The 15,550-nt window shown below is 72.1% G+C and carries 10 protein-coding genes; 7 read left to right on the top strand and 3 right to left on the bottom strand.

Annotated features, from left to right (window positions below):
- A partial coding sequence (locus J7I97_RS01335; protein ID WP_214930452.1) for a hypothetical protein occupies nt 1-1,294 on the top strand: 1,294 nt, incomplete at its 5' end.
- Nucleotides 1,295-1,301: 7 nt separating this feature from the next.
- Here the strand turns inward: J7I97_RS01335 and J7I97_RS01330 are convergent.
- A complete protein-coding gene (locus J7I97_RS01330; RefSeq protein WP_214930451.1) occupies nt 1,302-2,471 on the bottom strand; it encodes a hypothetical protein in 1,170 nt (389 codons plus the stop codon).
- 122 nt (nt 2,472-2,593) lie between these two features.
- Between J7I97_RS01330 and J7I97_RS01325 the strand changes: the two genes are divergently transcribed.
- Entirely contained in the window at nt 2,594-4,915 is a 2,322-nt protein-coding gene (locus tag J7I97_RS01325) for a 2OG-Fe(II) oxygenase (protein ID WP_308369188.1), read from the top strand.
- A 300-nt stretch (nt 4,916-5,215) separates the two neighbouring features.
- On the opposite strand, the gene J7I97_RS01320 is transcribed toward J7I97_RS01325, so the two are convergent.
- Together J7I97_RS01320 and J7I97_RS01315 are read right to left on the bottom strand one after the other, a co-directional pair.
- Entirely contained in the window at nt 5,216-5,635 is a 420-nt protein-coding gene (locus J7I97_RS01320; RefSeq protein ID WP_214930450.1) for a PIN domain nuclease, read from the bottom strand.
- Nucleotides 5,635-5,877 carry a type II toxin-antitoxin system VapB family antitoxin gene (locus J7I97_RS01315; protein WP_214930449.1) on the bottom strand — a complete coding sequence of 81 codons (243 nt, stop codon included), beginning with the start codon at nt 5,875-5,877 and terminating at the stop codon, nt 5,635-5,637. Before J7I97_RS01315 ends, J7I97_RS01320 begins: the two co-directional genes overlap by 1 nt.
- Before the next feature lie 589 nt (nt 5,878-6,466).
- Here J7I97_RS01315 and J7I97_RS38035 point away from each other — a divergent pair.
- From J7I97_RS38035 to J7I97_RS01290, 5 genes are all read left to right on the top strand, one after another.
- The gene (locus tag J7I97_RS38035) at nt 6,467-6,727 is read left to right on the top strand and encodes a hypothetical protein (RefSeq protein WP_251050053.1); all 261 of its coding nucleotides are present in this window, start codon (nt 6,467-6,469) and stop codon (nt 6,725-6,727) included.
- 355 nt (nt 6,728-7,082) lie between these two features.
- Nucleotides 7,083-8,633 (top strand): TIGR02677 family protein, encoded by a 1,551-nt coding sequence (locus tag J7I97_RS01305; RefSeq protein WP_308364208.1) that lies wholly within the window; start codon nt 7,083-7,085, stop codon nt 8,631-8,633.
- On the top strand, nt 8,630-10,096 hold the full coding sequence (locus J7I97_RS01300; protein WP_214930447.1) for a TIGR02678 family protein: 1,467 nt from the start codon (nt 8,630-8,632) through the stop codon (nt 10,094-10,096). Before J7I97_RS01305 ends, J7I97_RS01300 begins: the two co-directional genes overlap by 4 nt.
- Complete coding sequence (locus tag J7I97_RS01295; protein ID WP_214930446.1) at nt 10,093-14,211, top strand: TIGR02680 family protein; 4,119 nt, start codon at nt 10,093-10,095, stop codon at nt 14,209-14,211. Before J7I97_RS01300 ends, J7I97_RS01295 begins: the two co-directional genes overlap by 4 nt.
- Nucleotides 14,201-15,475, top strand: coding sequence for a TIGR02679 family protein (locus tag J7I97_RS01290; RefSeq protein WP_214930445.1), 1,275 nt, complete (start codon nt 14,201-14,203; stop codon nt 15,473-15,475). Before J7I97_RS01295 ends, J7I97_RS01290 begins: the two co-directional genes overlap by 11 nt.
- Nucleotides 15,476-15,550 lie beyond the last annotated feature (75 nt).

The raw sequence follows: 15,550 nt of genomic DNA, 5'->3' as shown, positions 1-15,550 counted from the left end.
GGGCCGGGTCAAGTTTGACAGCGCGGTGGAGGTGACGGTGCTGGCGGCGGACGAGGCGATGGCACAGCGCCTGCTGCGTTGGCTGGTGCCGGACGGCGACCCGCTCGTCGCGCTCTCGGTGGCTGCGGTCGAACGATTCTGCTGGTATGAGCTGCCTCGCAAGTGGCCTGCGGACACATCTGAGCAGCAGTGGGCCGTCGCTGTCCTGGCGGACCTGCTGGCGGGGGTCGGTCGCGTTCGGGCCGTCGCGGTGTGCACGAGCGCGACCACCGCTCAGGTGCTGGCGGCCTGGCAGCGCTCCGAGGAGGCGGGCTTCGCGGCCTACCGAAAGGCTGCGGCTGCCTCGCCCACGAGCCCGCCGGACGTGGCCGAGCTGAGCTGGGGGGAGGTCATGGGCATCCAGGAAGCGTTGGCCCGTGCCAACCTCGAACGCCGACTGGAGCAGGCCCTGGACGAGGGCGACCTCGACCCGGACGCACGTACGGTCCCGGCCGCGCGTCGACGTCTCGTCCAGCACTGGCTCACCACCGCGCAGCCCGTGTTCGGGGGCCGTGCCCCGCTGGAGGCCGTCCGCAGCGAACGGCGCGAGTTGTGGGCCGCGGCGCCCCCGACTGAGCGTCGCGTCCTGCTCGCCGCCGTCCTGCCTGCCTTGGCGGTGTCTTCTGCGGCGCCCGTGGACACGGCTGAGCCGCTGCGGTGGCTGCTGGAGCAGATCGGTGACGGCGTTACCTTGACGCAGGCCGGCTACCTGCCGCGGGAACTGGTGGCTGCCGCGTTTGCCCGCTACCCGCACTGGTACCCGATCGGCAAGGGACCGCGCTCGGAGGCGGACCTCTACCAGCTGGCTGATCTGCATGAACTCGCCCGCACTCACCGACTGGTGACCAAGCGTCATCGTGTGCTCAAGCTGTCGGCTGCCGGCCGTGTTCAGCTGACGGATCCTCGCCTGCGCGAGCACACGGCCGCGCTGGCCTGGCTGGGCACCACGGCAGCTGAGCGGCAGGTAGCCGAGTCCGCCCTGTGCGCCTTGTGGGCGGAGCCCCGGCTCTGCGAGGACCTGCGCGATGTTGTACATCCGGTGCTCGCTGCGGGTTTCACCCATGGCGACGGCACCGCGATGGAGGGGAAGGAAACCGAGCGGCTGCTGTGGAGGTTCTGGCACACCGGCCGCGAACTCGGTTACCTCGAGCCGGAGCGGTCCAGCGGCGCTCCGATCTCCCTGTCCGCCACGGGCCGCCCGGCAGCCCTCGCCGCCCTCCGCCTTCTGGCCGAGGGCCCAAGCGGCCGCATCTGAGCGCGGCTCAGCGGGCTGTCAGCCCGGCGTCGGTGAGGCGCCGCATCAGCGAGGGCTTGCCGCGGTGCTGCTCGCGCAGGTCGTGCAGGCGCCGCGCGAACTCCTCGGGGGTGCCGGCCCGGTCGTGGACCTCGCGGAGATCTTTCAGGAGGGTGACGGCGGCGTTGTAGGGGCCGGGCTGCTTCTGCCCGATCAGGTCGGCGATGTCCTGCCAGGATCGCTCGGCGTTCTCGGCCAGGTGGTCCAGGTGGCTCTCCCGGGCCTGCTGTTGGGCCCGGCGGGCCTGGGCGCGGGCCTGTTCCTGCTGCTGGGTGTGCTCGTTGCGCACCCCGTGGGCGGCGTCGAGGAGTTCCGCGGCTGAGCGGCGCCGGGTGGTGGTGGAGGGTTCGGCTGTGCCGTGGGACGCGGCGCGGTGGCGGGCCAGCAGCGCGGGGCCCGGCTGTGGGGCGCTGCCCAGGGCGGCGTTAAGCAGCAGGGTGTCCTTGTCGCGCCCGGGCAGGGCGCGGATCCAGGCGGCGAGTGCGTCCTTGTCGACTGTCTGGGAAGGGGCGGCACCGCTGGCGCGGGCAGCCGCGGTGAGCAGGTGCGGGTCGATGTGCAGGAAGTCCGCCAAGGTCTGTTGCGCACCGGTGAGTTGGGCAAGGCCGACGGGTACGGGCGGCTCGATGGTGGCGGTGTACTCGTCCTCGTCGACGTCCTCCTCCAACTCCCATCGGGTGAGCGCGGAGAGCCAGGCCAGATAGAGGGGGCGCAGGTCGCCTGCGGCGAGTTCGGTACGCAGGGTGGTGAAGGAGGCGAGGGTGTAGGACCGCTCGAAGTCCCACTCGCCGCCGTCCTCGGCCGAGTAGGGGAAATCGAGCAGCAGGTGTCCTTTCCTGGTCCAGCAGGACAAGGCGTCTTCCGCGCAGTACGGTTCGGCGCTACGGGCGGGCAGCAGTGCAGTGGGCAGGCGCAGCATCAGGCGCCGCGAGCCCCAGTCGGCGAAGTACAAGTGGGCGTCATACAGCTGTTCCATCAGTTTGCGCTCGTCGCCGCGAAAGTCGCCGTAGTGGTACTCGTTGACGAAGTGCGTCGCGCTGATCCGGGCCCGGCTCGACAGGGCCCGGACATGCTCGAGCTCGTCCTTGGTCAAGGGTCGCTCGATGGCTTGGAACTCGTAGTACTGGTACTGGCTCACGGCCGTGCATGCTACCGCCAGGCGCCGTTACTCGACGGGGTTCGGGGGTGGTACGCGACGTTCGGGTGAGCCCGTGCACGGTCGTGGTCCGGTGGCGCCGTCGGGTTCGTAGAATTCGGGCCGTGGACGGCAGGTCCGTAGGGGCGGAGGGCAGGGGCGTGGTGGTTGCACCGAGGGAACGACTGGCTGGGCTGCTCGGCGGGGCGAAGACAGCGGGGGCTTTCAGCGCCCGGCTGGAAGCGCCTGCGGCCAGCCTGAACCTTGAGGTGGCCGGGGTCGGGCCGGTGCGCCTTCCGTTGCGGGCGCCCCAGGCGAAGCGGCTGATCTCGGTGTCACGGCCGGCGTTGTTCGGAAAGGGCGAGGAGACGCTGGACGACACCAGCGTGCGGGACACCTGGCAGATCTCGCCGGATCAGCTCAGCCTTGGCGATCCTTCCTGGTCGTCGCTGCTGAGTGACGCACTGGAGCATTTCCGGGACGCTCTCGGTCTCCCGGCGGCGACCCGGCTGTGGGCTGAGCCGCACGCGATGCTGGTGTACGGGAAGGGACAGTTCTTCCTTCCGCACCAGGATTCGGAGAAGGACGACGCCATGGTGGGCACGCTGGTGCTGTCCCTGCCTTCGGCGCACACGGGGGGAGAGCTGGTCATCGAGCACGCTGGGCAGAAGTGTGCCTACCGTGCCTCGAAGACGGATCTGACCCTTGTCGCCTTCTACGCCGACTGCCGGCACGAGGTCACTCCGGTCCGATCCGGGTACCGGGTGACGCTCACCTTCAACCTGATGGCCGCGCCGGGGACTTCGACAGAGCTGTCCGGACCGCCGGCGGAGCTGGCACACAGTCTGGAGCAGCACTTCGGGTCGCCCGTCACGCCGCGCTACGGCAGCCGCGAGTCCGATCCGCCGAACCGGCTCGTATACCTGCTCGATCACGAGTACACCCAGCGGGGTCTGAGCTGGGAACGGCTCAAGGGCGCCGACGCGGGACGTGCAGCGCTGCTGCGCGCCGCCGCCGAGCAGGCCGGGTGCGAGTCGGTGCTCGCCCTGGCCGAGGTGAAGGAGACCTGGGATGCCTATCCCGAAGGGGACGATCCCTGGGACGACTACGGGTACGACGACGAGGACGACGGTGAGGGCGGTGACGCGGGCGCGGACGGGGACTACGTTCTCCAAGAGCTGGTCGACGACGAGATCACCCTGGGCTGGTGGACCGGTCCGGACGGCACCGGCGGCGAGCAGATCTCCTTGCGGGTTGACGACTACGAGGTGTGCGCGAGTACCGCGAGCGCGGACCTGACGCCCTACGACTCCCAGTACGAGGGTTACGTGGGCAACTACGGCAACACGCTGGACCGGTGGTACCGGCGGGCCGCGGTCGTCGTGTGGCCGCGTGAGCGGGCCTTCGCGGCACGCGGCGAGGCCGGATCGGGGTGGGCACTGGAGAAACTGCGCGTCGGCATCGCCCGGGGCGACCTGCACCGGGCGCGTGAGCGGGCCCTGTCCCTCGCCCCGTTCTGGAAGCACACCCGTCCGCAACGTGAGTTGCTGGGCTGCGCGCTGCAGGTGGCTGCGGGCCTGGAGGCGGCCGAGACCGCGGCGATGCTGCTGGAGCCGTTCCAAGCAAGCGCGCTCGGCCCGGAGTGCGCGGGCGCACTGTCGGCGGCAGCCGAGCGGTACGGAACCGCGTGGACGCGCCGGGTCGTCGAGGTCTGGTTCGCGTCGGCCCACCGCCTCGACTCGCAGCATTACCAGTGGACGGAGCGGTTGCCGGAGCTGTGTACGGCGCTGCGTGCCCGTCGCGCGCCAGCGGTGGCGCGGCTGCTGGCCGACGGGGTCTGGGCTGCGGTGGACCGAGACCTGCGGCTGTGGACCACGACCGGGTCGGCCGACATCCGCCGTGCGCAGCTGCGGCAGCTGGCCCTGCCGCTGCGATGCGTCCTGGCGGCGGCCGACGCAGAGCAGCGGGACGGGATCGCGGCAGCACTGCGCGAGTACCGGGACACGGTGCTCGAGTGCCTGATGCCGATGCTGCGCAGCGCCGAGGAGGCGTTGCCGGCGGCCGAGTGGGGCGCAGCGGGTCTCGACGTGATCGCGCGGGACTGCGCGGACCGGCTCCGCGTGGTGTGCGAGCGGGCGCCGCGCGCTGCTGACGACTGGTCCGTGGCCTGGACCGGGTGCGGCTGCGAGCTGTGCGGTGCCCTCGGTGCATTCCTCGGCTCCCGGTCGCGGCGGGTCCTGGAATGGCCGCTGGCGAAGGAGGGGCGGCGCCATGTGCACACGGGGATCGACTCGGCCGAGCTGCCGGTGTTTCACCAGACCAGGCGGCAGGGACGCCCGTACACGCTGGTGCTGACGAAGACAGAGGACCTGTTCACCCGTGAGCGGACGGTCCGCCGCCAGGCCGCGGCGGACCTGGCATGGCTGATGCCGCCGCGGAACGGATGACTGCGGATTCCCGGCTCAGCGGCCTTATCGCGCTACGGAGCGGCATGCCGGCGACGCGGCCCCGTCGCTGTCCCGAGCAGGAAGAGAGGGTCGAGGGGTGTTTGCGTTCGGAACCAGGAAGAAGACGGCGAGGGTCAATTCAAGGCGGTGCCCCCGTCGGCCCCGCCCAGGACCTGCAGGGATCCGCGCAGAGCCAGGCTCTACAGGGCGACGAGTGCTGACGCAGGCCAGCTACACCCCCCGCGACCACTCGATGAGGGACACCAGACGACTCGTCGGGGTTGGGGAGGATCGGCATTCTCATCGGTCGGCGCTGCCGGGCGGGACGACCCATTCGGTGGGCTGGCCGGTGAGGGAGGCGATCATGTCGAAGTCTCCGTCGTAGTGGAGGACCGTTCGCCGGTTCAGTTCCGCTGTGGCGGCGATGAGAAGGTCGGGGAGCGACAGGGCGCGGTGGAAACCTGCGTTGAGGGCGTGGCGCTGGATTTCCAGTGCGCGAGTGAAGGTGTCGTCGCCGCCGTGCAGGTAGTCGAAGGCGTGGAGCCAGGTGCTGATGCGTGTCGCCTCCGCGTTGTCCCGGGCCGAGTGGATCATCTCGTACTCGGTGGGTTGGCAGACGGCGAGGAGGTACCGCTCGTGGAGCGGCTTGAGTACCTCTCTGACGCTGGGTTTCGTCCAGCGGGCGAGGGCGGACTTGTCGATCAGGTAGCGGTCCTGCATCAGGCGGCCCGGCCGCCGTCGCGCTTGAGGGTTCCGTCGGCGTTGCGGGGGCCGGTGTTCTCGACGATCTCGCTGAAGTCGAGTTCGCCGGCGTCCATGGCGTCGAAGAACTCCTGCCGCAGGTGCCTCTTGACGGCGTCCTCCATGGCGAGGCGGACGGCTTTGGCCTTCGTTTTGGTGCCGAAGATGCGCATGGCCTCGGTGACCATGTCTTCGTCGAGGTCGATGACAGTTCTGGCCATGTTGATGGTCCCTCCACAGATGCCCTTGCCAACGAAACGATAGCATTTGTTTGCTATGAGAGATATCGTTTTGGTCGCAGGTCTCGTCAGGAATGGAGGCGGCGTCGAAGCTGGCCAGGCGGCTCCGCTCCCTCCTTGGTGGAGGTCGACCTTGGCCAGATTTGACCCCACGGCGCGCTTGAGCCCCTCATGGCGCCCCGGGCGGGCGGCCTGGCTTGCGTGAGCGGTGCGTGAGCGGACGAGGTGGCACAGGGTGGATTGGGCGGCATGTCGGGGCCGGGCCGCACCGCCCTGGCCTGGGGAATCAGGATTTGGTGGCACGGCCCGGCAGTGGACGGGATGATCTTGTGGGGCCTCGTAATGCGTAGGTCTCGGGTTCGAATCCCGAAGGCGGCTCTGTAGAAGCCCCAGGATTCTCACTCGCCGTGACCTGGGGCTTTTGCTATTCCTGGGGTGGACTCGGGCTTGTGGCGCTGGGGCCCGGAACGCTCTGCGTGGGCATGCGTGAGCGCCGGATGGGGAAACCGGCTCGGGATCACCGGCCGGCGCGGAGGGCGGCGGCCGGCTCCAGGAGGCCGTCTCGTTCCAGGTGATCAAGCACATCACCCGCAGCGCCGGGCGGATTTCGCAAGGAGTCGGCGGTCGGCTGGACGGCGGCAAAGACTCTCTGCCGGTCGAGGTCGGTCTGGGCTGGAACGAAGTCGTCTGCGGAGACAGCTTCGACGTTCCACGCTCTCAGCGTTCCGCCGGGGAAGTCCTTGAGGTTGTTGGTCGCGATGAGTTGAGCCCGTGCCTTGATCGCGGCGGCAAGTACGTGACAGTCGTCATCGTCTGGCAGATGCGGTACTGACTCCAGCGGTTCGTAGTCCTTGACCAGACAGTCCCGGACGGCGCACATCATCAACTTGCGCGTCCGGACCAGCTTCGCTGGATCGAGCTCTGGCCGGTTCGCCTGGAGGTTCGTGAAGACTTGGACCGCGTCGGCTTCGGAGCCGTTCCGCGGCGGGGGGAAGGATCTGGACGGGCGCGTAGTTTACCTGCGCTAATGGATTCGGTGGGCAGCTTTTCCCACCCTGGTGTCCGGACGGCAGACTGGGGTCGGATCCGGCCCCGTCCCGCCGGTTCCGTCCCATCGTACGAGGAAGCCGCTGACGCCCGTGAGTGACGATTCCCTGGCCCCGCCCCCGACTGTGCCGGCAGGCTCTGTGCCCACGGGCTCCGTGCCTCCGGGCCCGACGCCCCCGGAGGGTGGAGACGAGGATGCCTTCGGGATCGATGCCTTCACCCTCGACGACCGGCTGCGGCTCTTCCACTTCGCGGCTGCCGAGAAGCGTCACGAGTACCTGTGGCTGCTGCGTGCCTTCGAGAGGGGCCGGGCCAACTACCAGGTGCTGCTGCATGCTTCCGACGCGGCCGCCCTGGTGAGCAGGCTGGTCGCGGACCATCCAGGGGCGGCCGTGGGTGACGTGCAGCCGCTGCTGGACGCGCTCGCCGAGTGGCGAGTCCTGGAGCGCAGTTACGACGGGACGCGGGCGGCGAACCTGGCGGAGTACCGCAACCGCCACTACGTGTACCAGTTCACCCAGGCCGGCTACCGGGCCTACCGGGCGGTGGAGGACGTGCTCGGTGCCTCCCTGGAGGACGCGCAGCTCTCCCGGCTCGTCTTCCCCGACCTCCTCGCCGACCTGGCTGCGCTTGCCGAGGCGAACACCGCGGGCGACGCTGAGGAGGTCTACCGCAAGCTGGGCCGCCTGGACTCCGTGCTGAACGAGATGGCGCAGCGGGCTGCCCGCTTCTATCTGATGCTCGGCGATCTGGCGCGGACCAACGACACCCGGCCCGAGGTGTTCCTCGCGCACAAGGACGCGCTGCTCGCGCACATGCGGGAGTTCACCGCCGAACTCGGGCGCTACGCCCCGCTGCTCGCCGAGGCGGTGGAGAAGGCCGCGGCCAGCGGTGTGGACCGGATGGTCGAGTACGCCGCGGAGGCCGACGAGCGGCTCTTCCGGACCCCGGCCGCCCGTCTGGACGACTGGCGGCAGCGGTGGGGCGGCATCGTGCACTGGTTCGGGGAGCGTGAGCACAGCGAGGCCGAGCGGCTGCAGGACGCCACGGTCACCGCGATCCGCTCGGTCCTCGCGCTGCTGCGGCGGGTCACCGAAGCGCGGCGCGGCGGAGTCAGCCGGGAGAGCCAGCTGCGCCACCTCGCCCAGTGGTTCACCTCATGTGTGAGCGACGACGACGCGCATGCCCTGTTCCAGGCGGTGTTCGGGCTCGGTGCGCCCCGGCACATCGCCGTCCCCTATCCGGACCCCGAGCTGATTTCCGGGCGTACCTCGTGGTGGGAGGCGGAGCCGGTGGAGCTGGCCCGCACCCTGGTGCAGTCCGGCCGCACCCCTGCCCTCAAGGGGCCGGGACGGATCGAGCGCAACGACGCCGAGCGGGCCCGGCTGCGGGCCGCGCAGATCAAGGAGCAGGCCGAGCGCCGGGGGGCGGCTGTCTCGCTGGCCCGCGACGGCGCGTACGGCAGGGTCCTGGACGAGGCCGAGACCCGCGCACTGCTCTCCCTGATGGACGTGGCGCTCGCCGCGCGGGTGCCGGTCACCCGGGGTATCGCGGGGCCGACGGCCTCCGGCTCGGCGCACGGGGTGCGGCTCACCCTCCTTCCGACGGGGCCCGAAGAGGCCTTCACCACGGTGCGCACCGTGCGCGGCGACCTGCACCTGGACGGACTGCGCCTGGAGGTCACCGGATGAGCACCCGCGTCGCCGAGAACGTATCGGCCCTGGAACTGGCCGATTACCAGAAGGCCGTACGTCTCGTGCTGCGACATCCGCTGATCACGTCGGTGTACCCGGATGTGGGCGCGCTGGCGACCGTGCGGCGCTGGGCCGAGCAGTTGCGTACCGATCTGATGGAGGTGCTCGGCTACCGGCTGATCACCACCGCTGACACCGCCCGCCTCCAGCGCGCCCAAGATCAACTAGACCCCACCCGGCCCGCGCTCAGCCGGTCCGGTCGCCCCTTCGACCGGCGCCGCTACGCCTACCTCGCCCTCACCCTGGCCGCACTGGGCCGGCACGGCGCGCAGGTCGCGCTCGGCGAACTCGCCGACGCCGTCGCCGCCGACGCCGCCCGCATCGACGGGCTCGGCCTGGACACCGGCCGCAAGCACGACCGGGACGCCTTCGTCGACGCCGTCAGCTGGCTCACCGAACGTGGCGCGCTGCGCCTGGCCGACGGCTCGGCCGCCTCCTGGGTCTCCGATCCGGAGCGGGCCGAGGCACTGTACGACATCGACCGGGAGGTGCTCACCGCCGTCCACCAGCCCACCCGCGTCCTCCAGCACGTCACGTCGGTCACCGCGTTGCTGGACTCCGCGGGTGCCCGGAGTCTGTCCGAGGGGCGCCGGGCCCAGCGGCTCTCCGCGTCCCGGCGGGCGAGGCGCCTGGTCCTGGAGCACCCGGTCGCCTACTACGCCGACGCCGACCCCGAGCTGACCGGCCAGCTGCGTGCCCCCGCGCTCGCCGAGGATCTCACCCGCCTCACCGGCCTCACCGTCGAGCGGCGTGCGGAGGGCATCGCCCTCGTGGACACCTCGGGACGCCTCTCCGATACGCGGTTCCCCGGCGGCGGCACCGTCGCGCAGGCCGCCCTGCTGCTCGGCGCGCGGATCAGCGAGGCCGCGGCGCGCACCGGGCGGCACGCGCCCGAATTGCTGCCCGCGCCGAGTGCCGCCGAGCGCCTCGCGGACCGGGCCGGCCGGATCGACCTGGCTCTCCCCGCGCAGGGTGTGTTCGAACAGGCCGCGACAGACCGGGAGGATACGGAGGAAGAGGCGGAGGGGGAGAACGAGGCGTCGGCCGCCCCGGAGGTCCGCTACCCCTTCGTCACCAGCTCCTGGCTGCGCGCCCGGACCAAGGAGATCACCGAGCAGTACGGTGCCGGGTTCGCCGCCGACCTGCGCGGCGACCCCGACCGGCTTCTCGACCAGGCCTTGGACCTGCTGGCCGCCATGTCGCTCGTCGTGCGGGTGGCGGGCGGGGTTCTCGCACTGCCGCTGCTGGCCCGCTACCGCGGGGTGACGGCCGAGGTGAAGGCACGCCCCCGCGTTCGTACCACCCAAAGCCCCTGGAGCCCCGGGAGCACTGACAGCCCCGAAGCAGAGGCCCCCGACGCCCTGTTCCCCGCAGACGACGTGAAGGACTCCGCCCAGTGAGCACCCCGCCCACCGACCTCCAGCCCCGGTTTGTGCCCACCCGAGCCGGGATCGTCAACCTGTGGGACTACCGCGACGAGGAGTTCTCCTTCGCCGGCGGTTGGCTGGTGCTGCGCGGCCCCAACGGGTCCGGCAAGACCAAGGCCCTCGAGGTGCTCTTCCCGTTCGTCCTGGACGGGCGGATCGACCCCAAGCGGCTCAACCCGTTCGCCGCCGAGGACCGCACCATGAAGTCCAACCTGCTCTTTCGCGGGCAGGAGGGCGCGCTCGGCTACGTATGGATCGAGTTCACCCACCGCACCACCGGGCAGGCCGTCACCTGCGGCATCGGCCTGCACGCCCAGAAGCACCGGGACACCCCCGCCCGCTGGCACTTCGTCGCCGACGGCCGCATCGGCGAGGACTTCTCACTGCTCACCGACGACGACCGGCCGCTGACGAAGAAGCAGCTGGCAGCCGAACTGGCCCCGCTGAGCGCCGAGGTGATCGCCTCGGCCACGGACTACCGCACCGCGGTCGACCAGCGCCTGTTCGGCCTCGGCCGGGAGCGCTACGAACAGCTGCTCACCCTCATCCTCACGCTGCGCCGCCCCCAGCTCGCCAAGAACCTCGACCCGGCCAAGCTCTCCGACACACTCACCGAAGGCCTGCGCCCGCTGGACGAGGACCTGATCGGTGAGGCCGCCCGCTCCTTCGACGACATGGAGTCCGTGCAGCGCACCCTGGAGGGCCTGGTCGCCGCCGACGAGGCCACCCGGTCCTTCCTCGCCGCGTACTCGACGTACCTGCGGGTCAATGCCCGCGTCGCCGCCGACAGGCTCAGCGCCCGGCGGGCCGAGAGCGGCGAGCGCGAACGCGCCCACGCGACGTCGGAAACGGAGCTCGACGAGGCCCGCGAGCAGCGCGAGGCGGCCGGAGCTCGGGCCGACGAGGCCGAGTCCGCGCTCGCCGCGCTGCGCGCCCGCCTGGAGCAGCTGCGCTCCTCGGCCGCCTACCAGGCCGTCGAGCAACTCGCCGATCTGGAACGCCTGGTCCGCACCTGCGAACAGACCGCCCGGCAGACCACATCCGAGCGCGAACGCCGCAGCGCCGCCACCGGCCGGGCCCGCGCCGAGGCCGAACGTGCCGGGCAGCTGGCCGCCGAACTCGCCACCGCCGTCAGCGGCTCGGCCGCCGCCCTCGCCGACCACGCGCACCGCGCCGGTATCCCCTGGACCCCTGGCGACGCCGTCCCCTCCGCTCTTGCCGAACGCGCCTCGGCCCGCGCCGCCGCCCGCCACGAAGGCGTACGGGCGGTACGGGCCGCCGCGGTACACCTGAGGGACACCGAGCGCGGCCGGGACGCGGCCCGCGCCGGACAGGAGCGCGCCCAGGAGGCGGCCCGGGCCGCCGAGACGGAGGAGCGAGCGGCCCAGGACGCGCTCGGCGCCGCCCACACGCGGGCCCGGGAGGAACTCGGACGGTGGCAGGACCAGTACGGGCAGCTGCTGCCCGAAGGCGCCGCCGAGCTGCTCGCGCGGGCGCTCGATGCTGCCGCCGGACCGGATGGCCCGGAAGCCGGCACCCCGCAACTCACCGACCTGTTCAGCGAGGCCACCGCCCCCGCCATCCAGGGCCTGCGGGACCGGCTCGCCGCCCTGCGCGGCGAGCTCGGCGCGCTGGAGGCCCGCCGGGCCGAGACCGAGGCCGAACGGACACGGATCGCCGCCGAACACGACGACGCACCGCCTGCCGCCCGCGGCCGCACAGCCGACCGTGACAGCCTGGAAGGCGCTCTCCCCCTGTGGCAGCTCGTCGACTTCGCCGACGGCCTCGACGACACGGAACGCGCGGGCGTAGAGGCGGCCCTGGAGGCCTCCGGCCTGCTCGACGCGCTCGTCACCGCCGATGAGCCCCCCACCGGTGACGGCGACGGATACCTGCGCGCCACCGCCCCCGTCGCCCCCGTCGACGGGCCTAGCCTCGCCGACCTGCTGCGCCCCGAGACCGGTACGGCCATCCCGGCCGCCCGGATCACCGCCGTACTGAGGTCGGTCGCCGTCGCCGATACGGCGGGCGCGGCCACCGCCGTCTGCCCGGACGGCCGCTACGCCGCAGGAATCCTCGTTGGCTCCCACAGCAAACCGCACGCCGAGTACGTCGGAGCCACCGCCCGGATGCGCCGCCGCGCCGCACGCATCGCCGCCTGCGACGCGCTCCTGTCCGAACTGACCTTCCAGCTGGAGGAGGTGACGCAGGCCAAGTCCCGTTGCGAGCAGAGTCTTCAGGAGTACGACACCGCCCGCGCCGCCCTGCCCCGCACCGCCGCCCTCGCCCCGCACCTGCGCGCCCTGGACCGCGCCGTCGCAGCCCTGCGCGCCACCCGCGCAGCCGCCGATGCCGCCCAGTCCGTCTACGACGAGACGCAGGCCGCCTGCGCGGTCGCCGTACGCGCCCTGCACCGCGCCGAGTCCGAGCATGGCGTCACCGTCCAGGACGCCGACGACACCGAGTCCGCCACTCGCGCCTTCGAACGGGAGGCGGGCGAACTGGCCACCCGGCGTCGAGAGCACACCAGGCAGACCGAGACCGCCACCGCTGCCGCGGACCGGCTCATGGCCGCCGCCGACGACGAGGAGGCCGCCGCCGAGGCCGAACGCGCCGCCCGCCGCCGCCACGCCGAGGAGGCCGCCGGGCTCCAGGCGCTGCGCGAGGCCGTCGGCGCCGAGGCACAGCAGGTCATGGCCCGCGTCGAGGAGACCGAGAACAGCCTGGAGGCCGCCGCGCGAGAGACGGACGCCGCCCGCAGTGTCAGGGATGACGCGATCGGTCGCCTGGCCGCCGCCGAGGCTCGCCGCACCGCCGCCGCCGAGGCGCTGCGGGTCGCCGTCACCGAGGAGAAGGACACCGCCCGCGGCCTGGCCCCGTACGCGGCCCGCGAACTCCTCGACCTCCTGCGCTGCCCGCCCGGCCTGGCCTGGCCCGCCCAGGAGGCCGACTGGACGGGCGAGCGTCTGCCGCCCGCTGCCGTCACCGTCCACGAGGCGATCCTGACCGCCACCCGTGAACTCACGCCCACCGAGTCCAGCGTCAAGCAGTCCGTCACCCGCCTCACCACGGCCCTGGAGGACCTGCACGCCCATCTCGCCGCCGCCGGGCAGGACTATCAGCCCGCCTGGGACAGCTCCAGCGGCGTCATCACCGTCACCGTCGCTGACGAACAGGGCCCGCTGCCCATCGCCTCCTTCGCCGAGAAGATCGCCTCCCACCGCCGTGACCAGGCCGAACTCCTCTCCGACTCCGAGCAGCGCATCCTCGAGGACGCCCTGCTCACTCGCCTCGCCCAGCAGATCCACGACCGCACCGTCGACGCCCGCGACCTGATCCGCCGTATGAACACCGACATGCGCGAGCGCCGCATGTCCTCGGGCACTACGGTCGGCGTCAGCTGGCTGCTCGCCGACGGCCTCGACGACGAACAGCGTGCCGTCTGCGCCCTCCTGGACGCCGACGCCGCCCGCCTCGGCCCCGAGAAGCTGGCCCGCTTGCGCACCCACTTCGCCGCGCAGATCAAGAACGCCCGCGCCCGGCAGCGCGAGACCCCCTACCGGCAGCTGCTCGCCGAAGTCCTGGACTACCGGCGCTGGCGCCAGTTCGCCTTCCAGCTGGTACGCCCCGGCGGCGCCGAGGAACGTCTCACCCGGGCCCGGCACAGCCGCCTCTCCGGCGGCGAGCAGTCCGTCTCCCTGCACCTGCCCCTGTTCGCCGCCGCCCACGCCATGCTCAACTCCGCGCACCCCGACGCCCCGCGTCTGCTCGCTCTCGACGAGGCGTTCGCCGGCGTCGACGACACCGGGCGCGGGGAACTCATGTCGCTGGCCGCCCAGTTCGACCTCGACCTGTTCATGACCGGGTACGACCTGTGGGCCGTGCATGGCGCGGTGCGTGCCGCCGCCCACTACGACCTCGCGCACTCCGCCGTCGACCACACCGTCTCCGCCCTGCTGCTCCTGTGGGACGGCGAACGCCTGCACGCCGACGACACCGGCACCCTGAGCGGCATGCTCGGCTCACCGGGTACCCGCTCCGTACGCCGGCAGGACCGGCAGGAACAGGAGGCCCAGCTTGTCGACTGACCGGCCGTCCCCGCCGTCGTACACCGAACTCCACGAAGAAGGCTGGCGCCGCCTGCTCGCGGCCGCCCGCCGCCGCCTGGAGCGCACCGGCGGCACCCTCGACGGCGACATCGGCCTCACTGCCCCCACCGAAGCCGAACGCCGCACAGTCATCGGCGTCACCGGCCGCTATCGACCCGAAACCGTCAAACGCCTCACCGTCCCCCTCGCCGACCTCGACGCCTACCTTCACGGACGCTACGGAACCGGCCTGCTCAAGACCCTGGGCCGGCTGCACGGACCCCTGCGCGACCGGCCGGCCGAGCGCGCCGACGAGGCGTCCACCCGCGCTCAGGCCCTCGAAGCCGCTCACGCCTCACCCCTCGCCGCCCTGGACTGGTACCCGGCCTGGCTGGAGCAGATCGCCGCCGACGGCACCCTCACCCGCCTCCTGCGGCGCGGCGACGGCGCCCTGCTTCAGGCAGCCGTCCGCGTCCTGGAGAAACTCCCCGGGGTATGCGGCGACGCCGACCGGGGCCTGCTCCCGCTGCCCGTCCTCGCGGAGTGGGCCACCGGAGACACCAAGGCCCTGCTGCCGGGCGGCCCCCTCGAACAGCTTGTCCTGCGCGCCGTCGCCCAGCGCGCCACGGCAGGCGGCGCCGAACCGGGCCGTGTTCCCCGTGACCGGGCCGGACGCCGCACCCTGTGGGAGAGCGCCGGAGCCGTCGCCGACGATCTCGCCAGCCAGGTCCTCGTCCTCAACATCGGTGCCCGCGGCGACGACGTGGTGTGCGACTGGCTGCGCGACGCCACCGCCTTCGGCATCCCCTTCCGCCTCACCCTCCACCAGCTGACAGCCGCCGATGTAGTCCCCGCCGCCCGCGAGATCCATGTCTGCGAGAACCCGGCGATACTGCGCGCGGCAGCCGCCGAGCTCGAAGACCGCGCGGCGGCCCTGGTCTGCACGGAAGGAATGCCCTCCGCCGCCTGCCACAAGCTCCTCGCCGACGCCGCCCGGTCCGGCGCCCGCCTGCACTGGCGCGCCGACTTCGACTGGACCGGCCTGCGGATCACCGCCGCCGCCGTGGAGCGCCACGGCGCCCGGCCCTGGCGCATGACCACCGCCGACTACCGCAGCGCCCTGGCGGGAGGCGAGTCGACTCCGCTGACCGGACCGCCCGCCCCCAGCCCCTGGGACCCCGCCCTCACTTCCGCCCTGAGGGAGTCGGGCCAGGCCGTCATGGAGGAACGACTGCTGACCGAACTCCTCTCGGACCTCGGCTGATGCGCGTGGTACCGGCGGCGTGCCGGCGAAGCCGGGCCCCGGCAGGTCCAGCGTGCCGGAGGAGCAGGGACGCTG

The sequence above is a fragment of the Streptomyces sp. ISL-87 genome, assembly GCF_018614095.1.
GTDB lineage: Bacteria > Actinomycetota > Actinomycetes > Streptomycetales > Streptomycetaceae > Streptomyces.
Note: the sequence above shows the minus strand (reverse complement) of the source record. Positions and strands in the feature narration are given on the sequence as shown.

What these genes read in the sequence shown, in the direction of transcription:
- J7I97_RS01320 (WP_214930450.1), bottom strand. Translation starts at nt 5,635, where the DNA reads ATGCAGGACCGCTACCTGATCGACAAGTCCGCCCTCGCCCGCTGGACG.
- J7I97_RS01315 (WP_214930449.1), bottom strand. Translation starts at nt 5,877, where the DNA reads ATGGCCAGAACTGTCATCGACCTCGACGAAGACATGGTCACCGAGGCC.
- J7I97_RS01300 (WP_214930447.1), top strand. Translation starts at nt 8,630, where the DNA reads ATGAGCACCCGCGTCGCCGAGAACGTATCGGCCCTGGAACTGGCCGAT.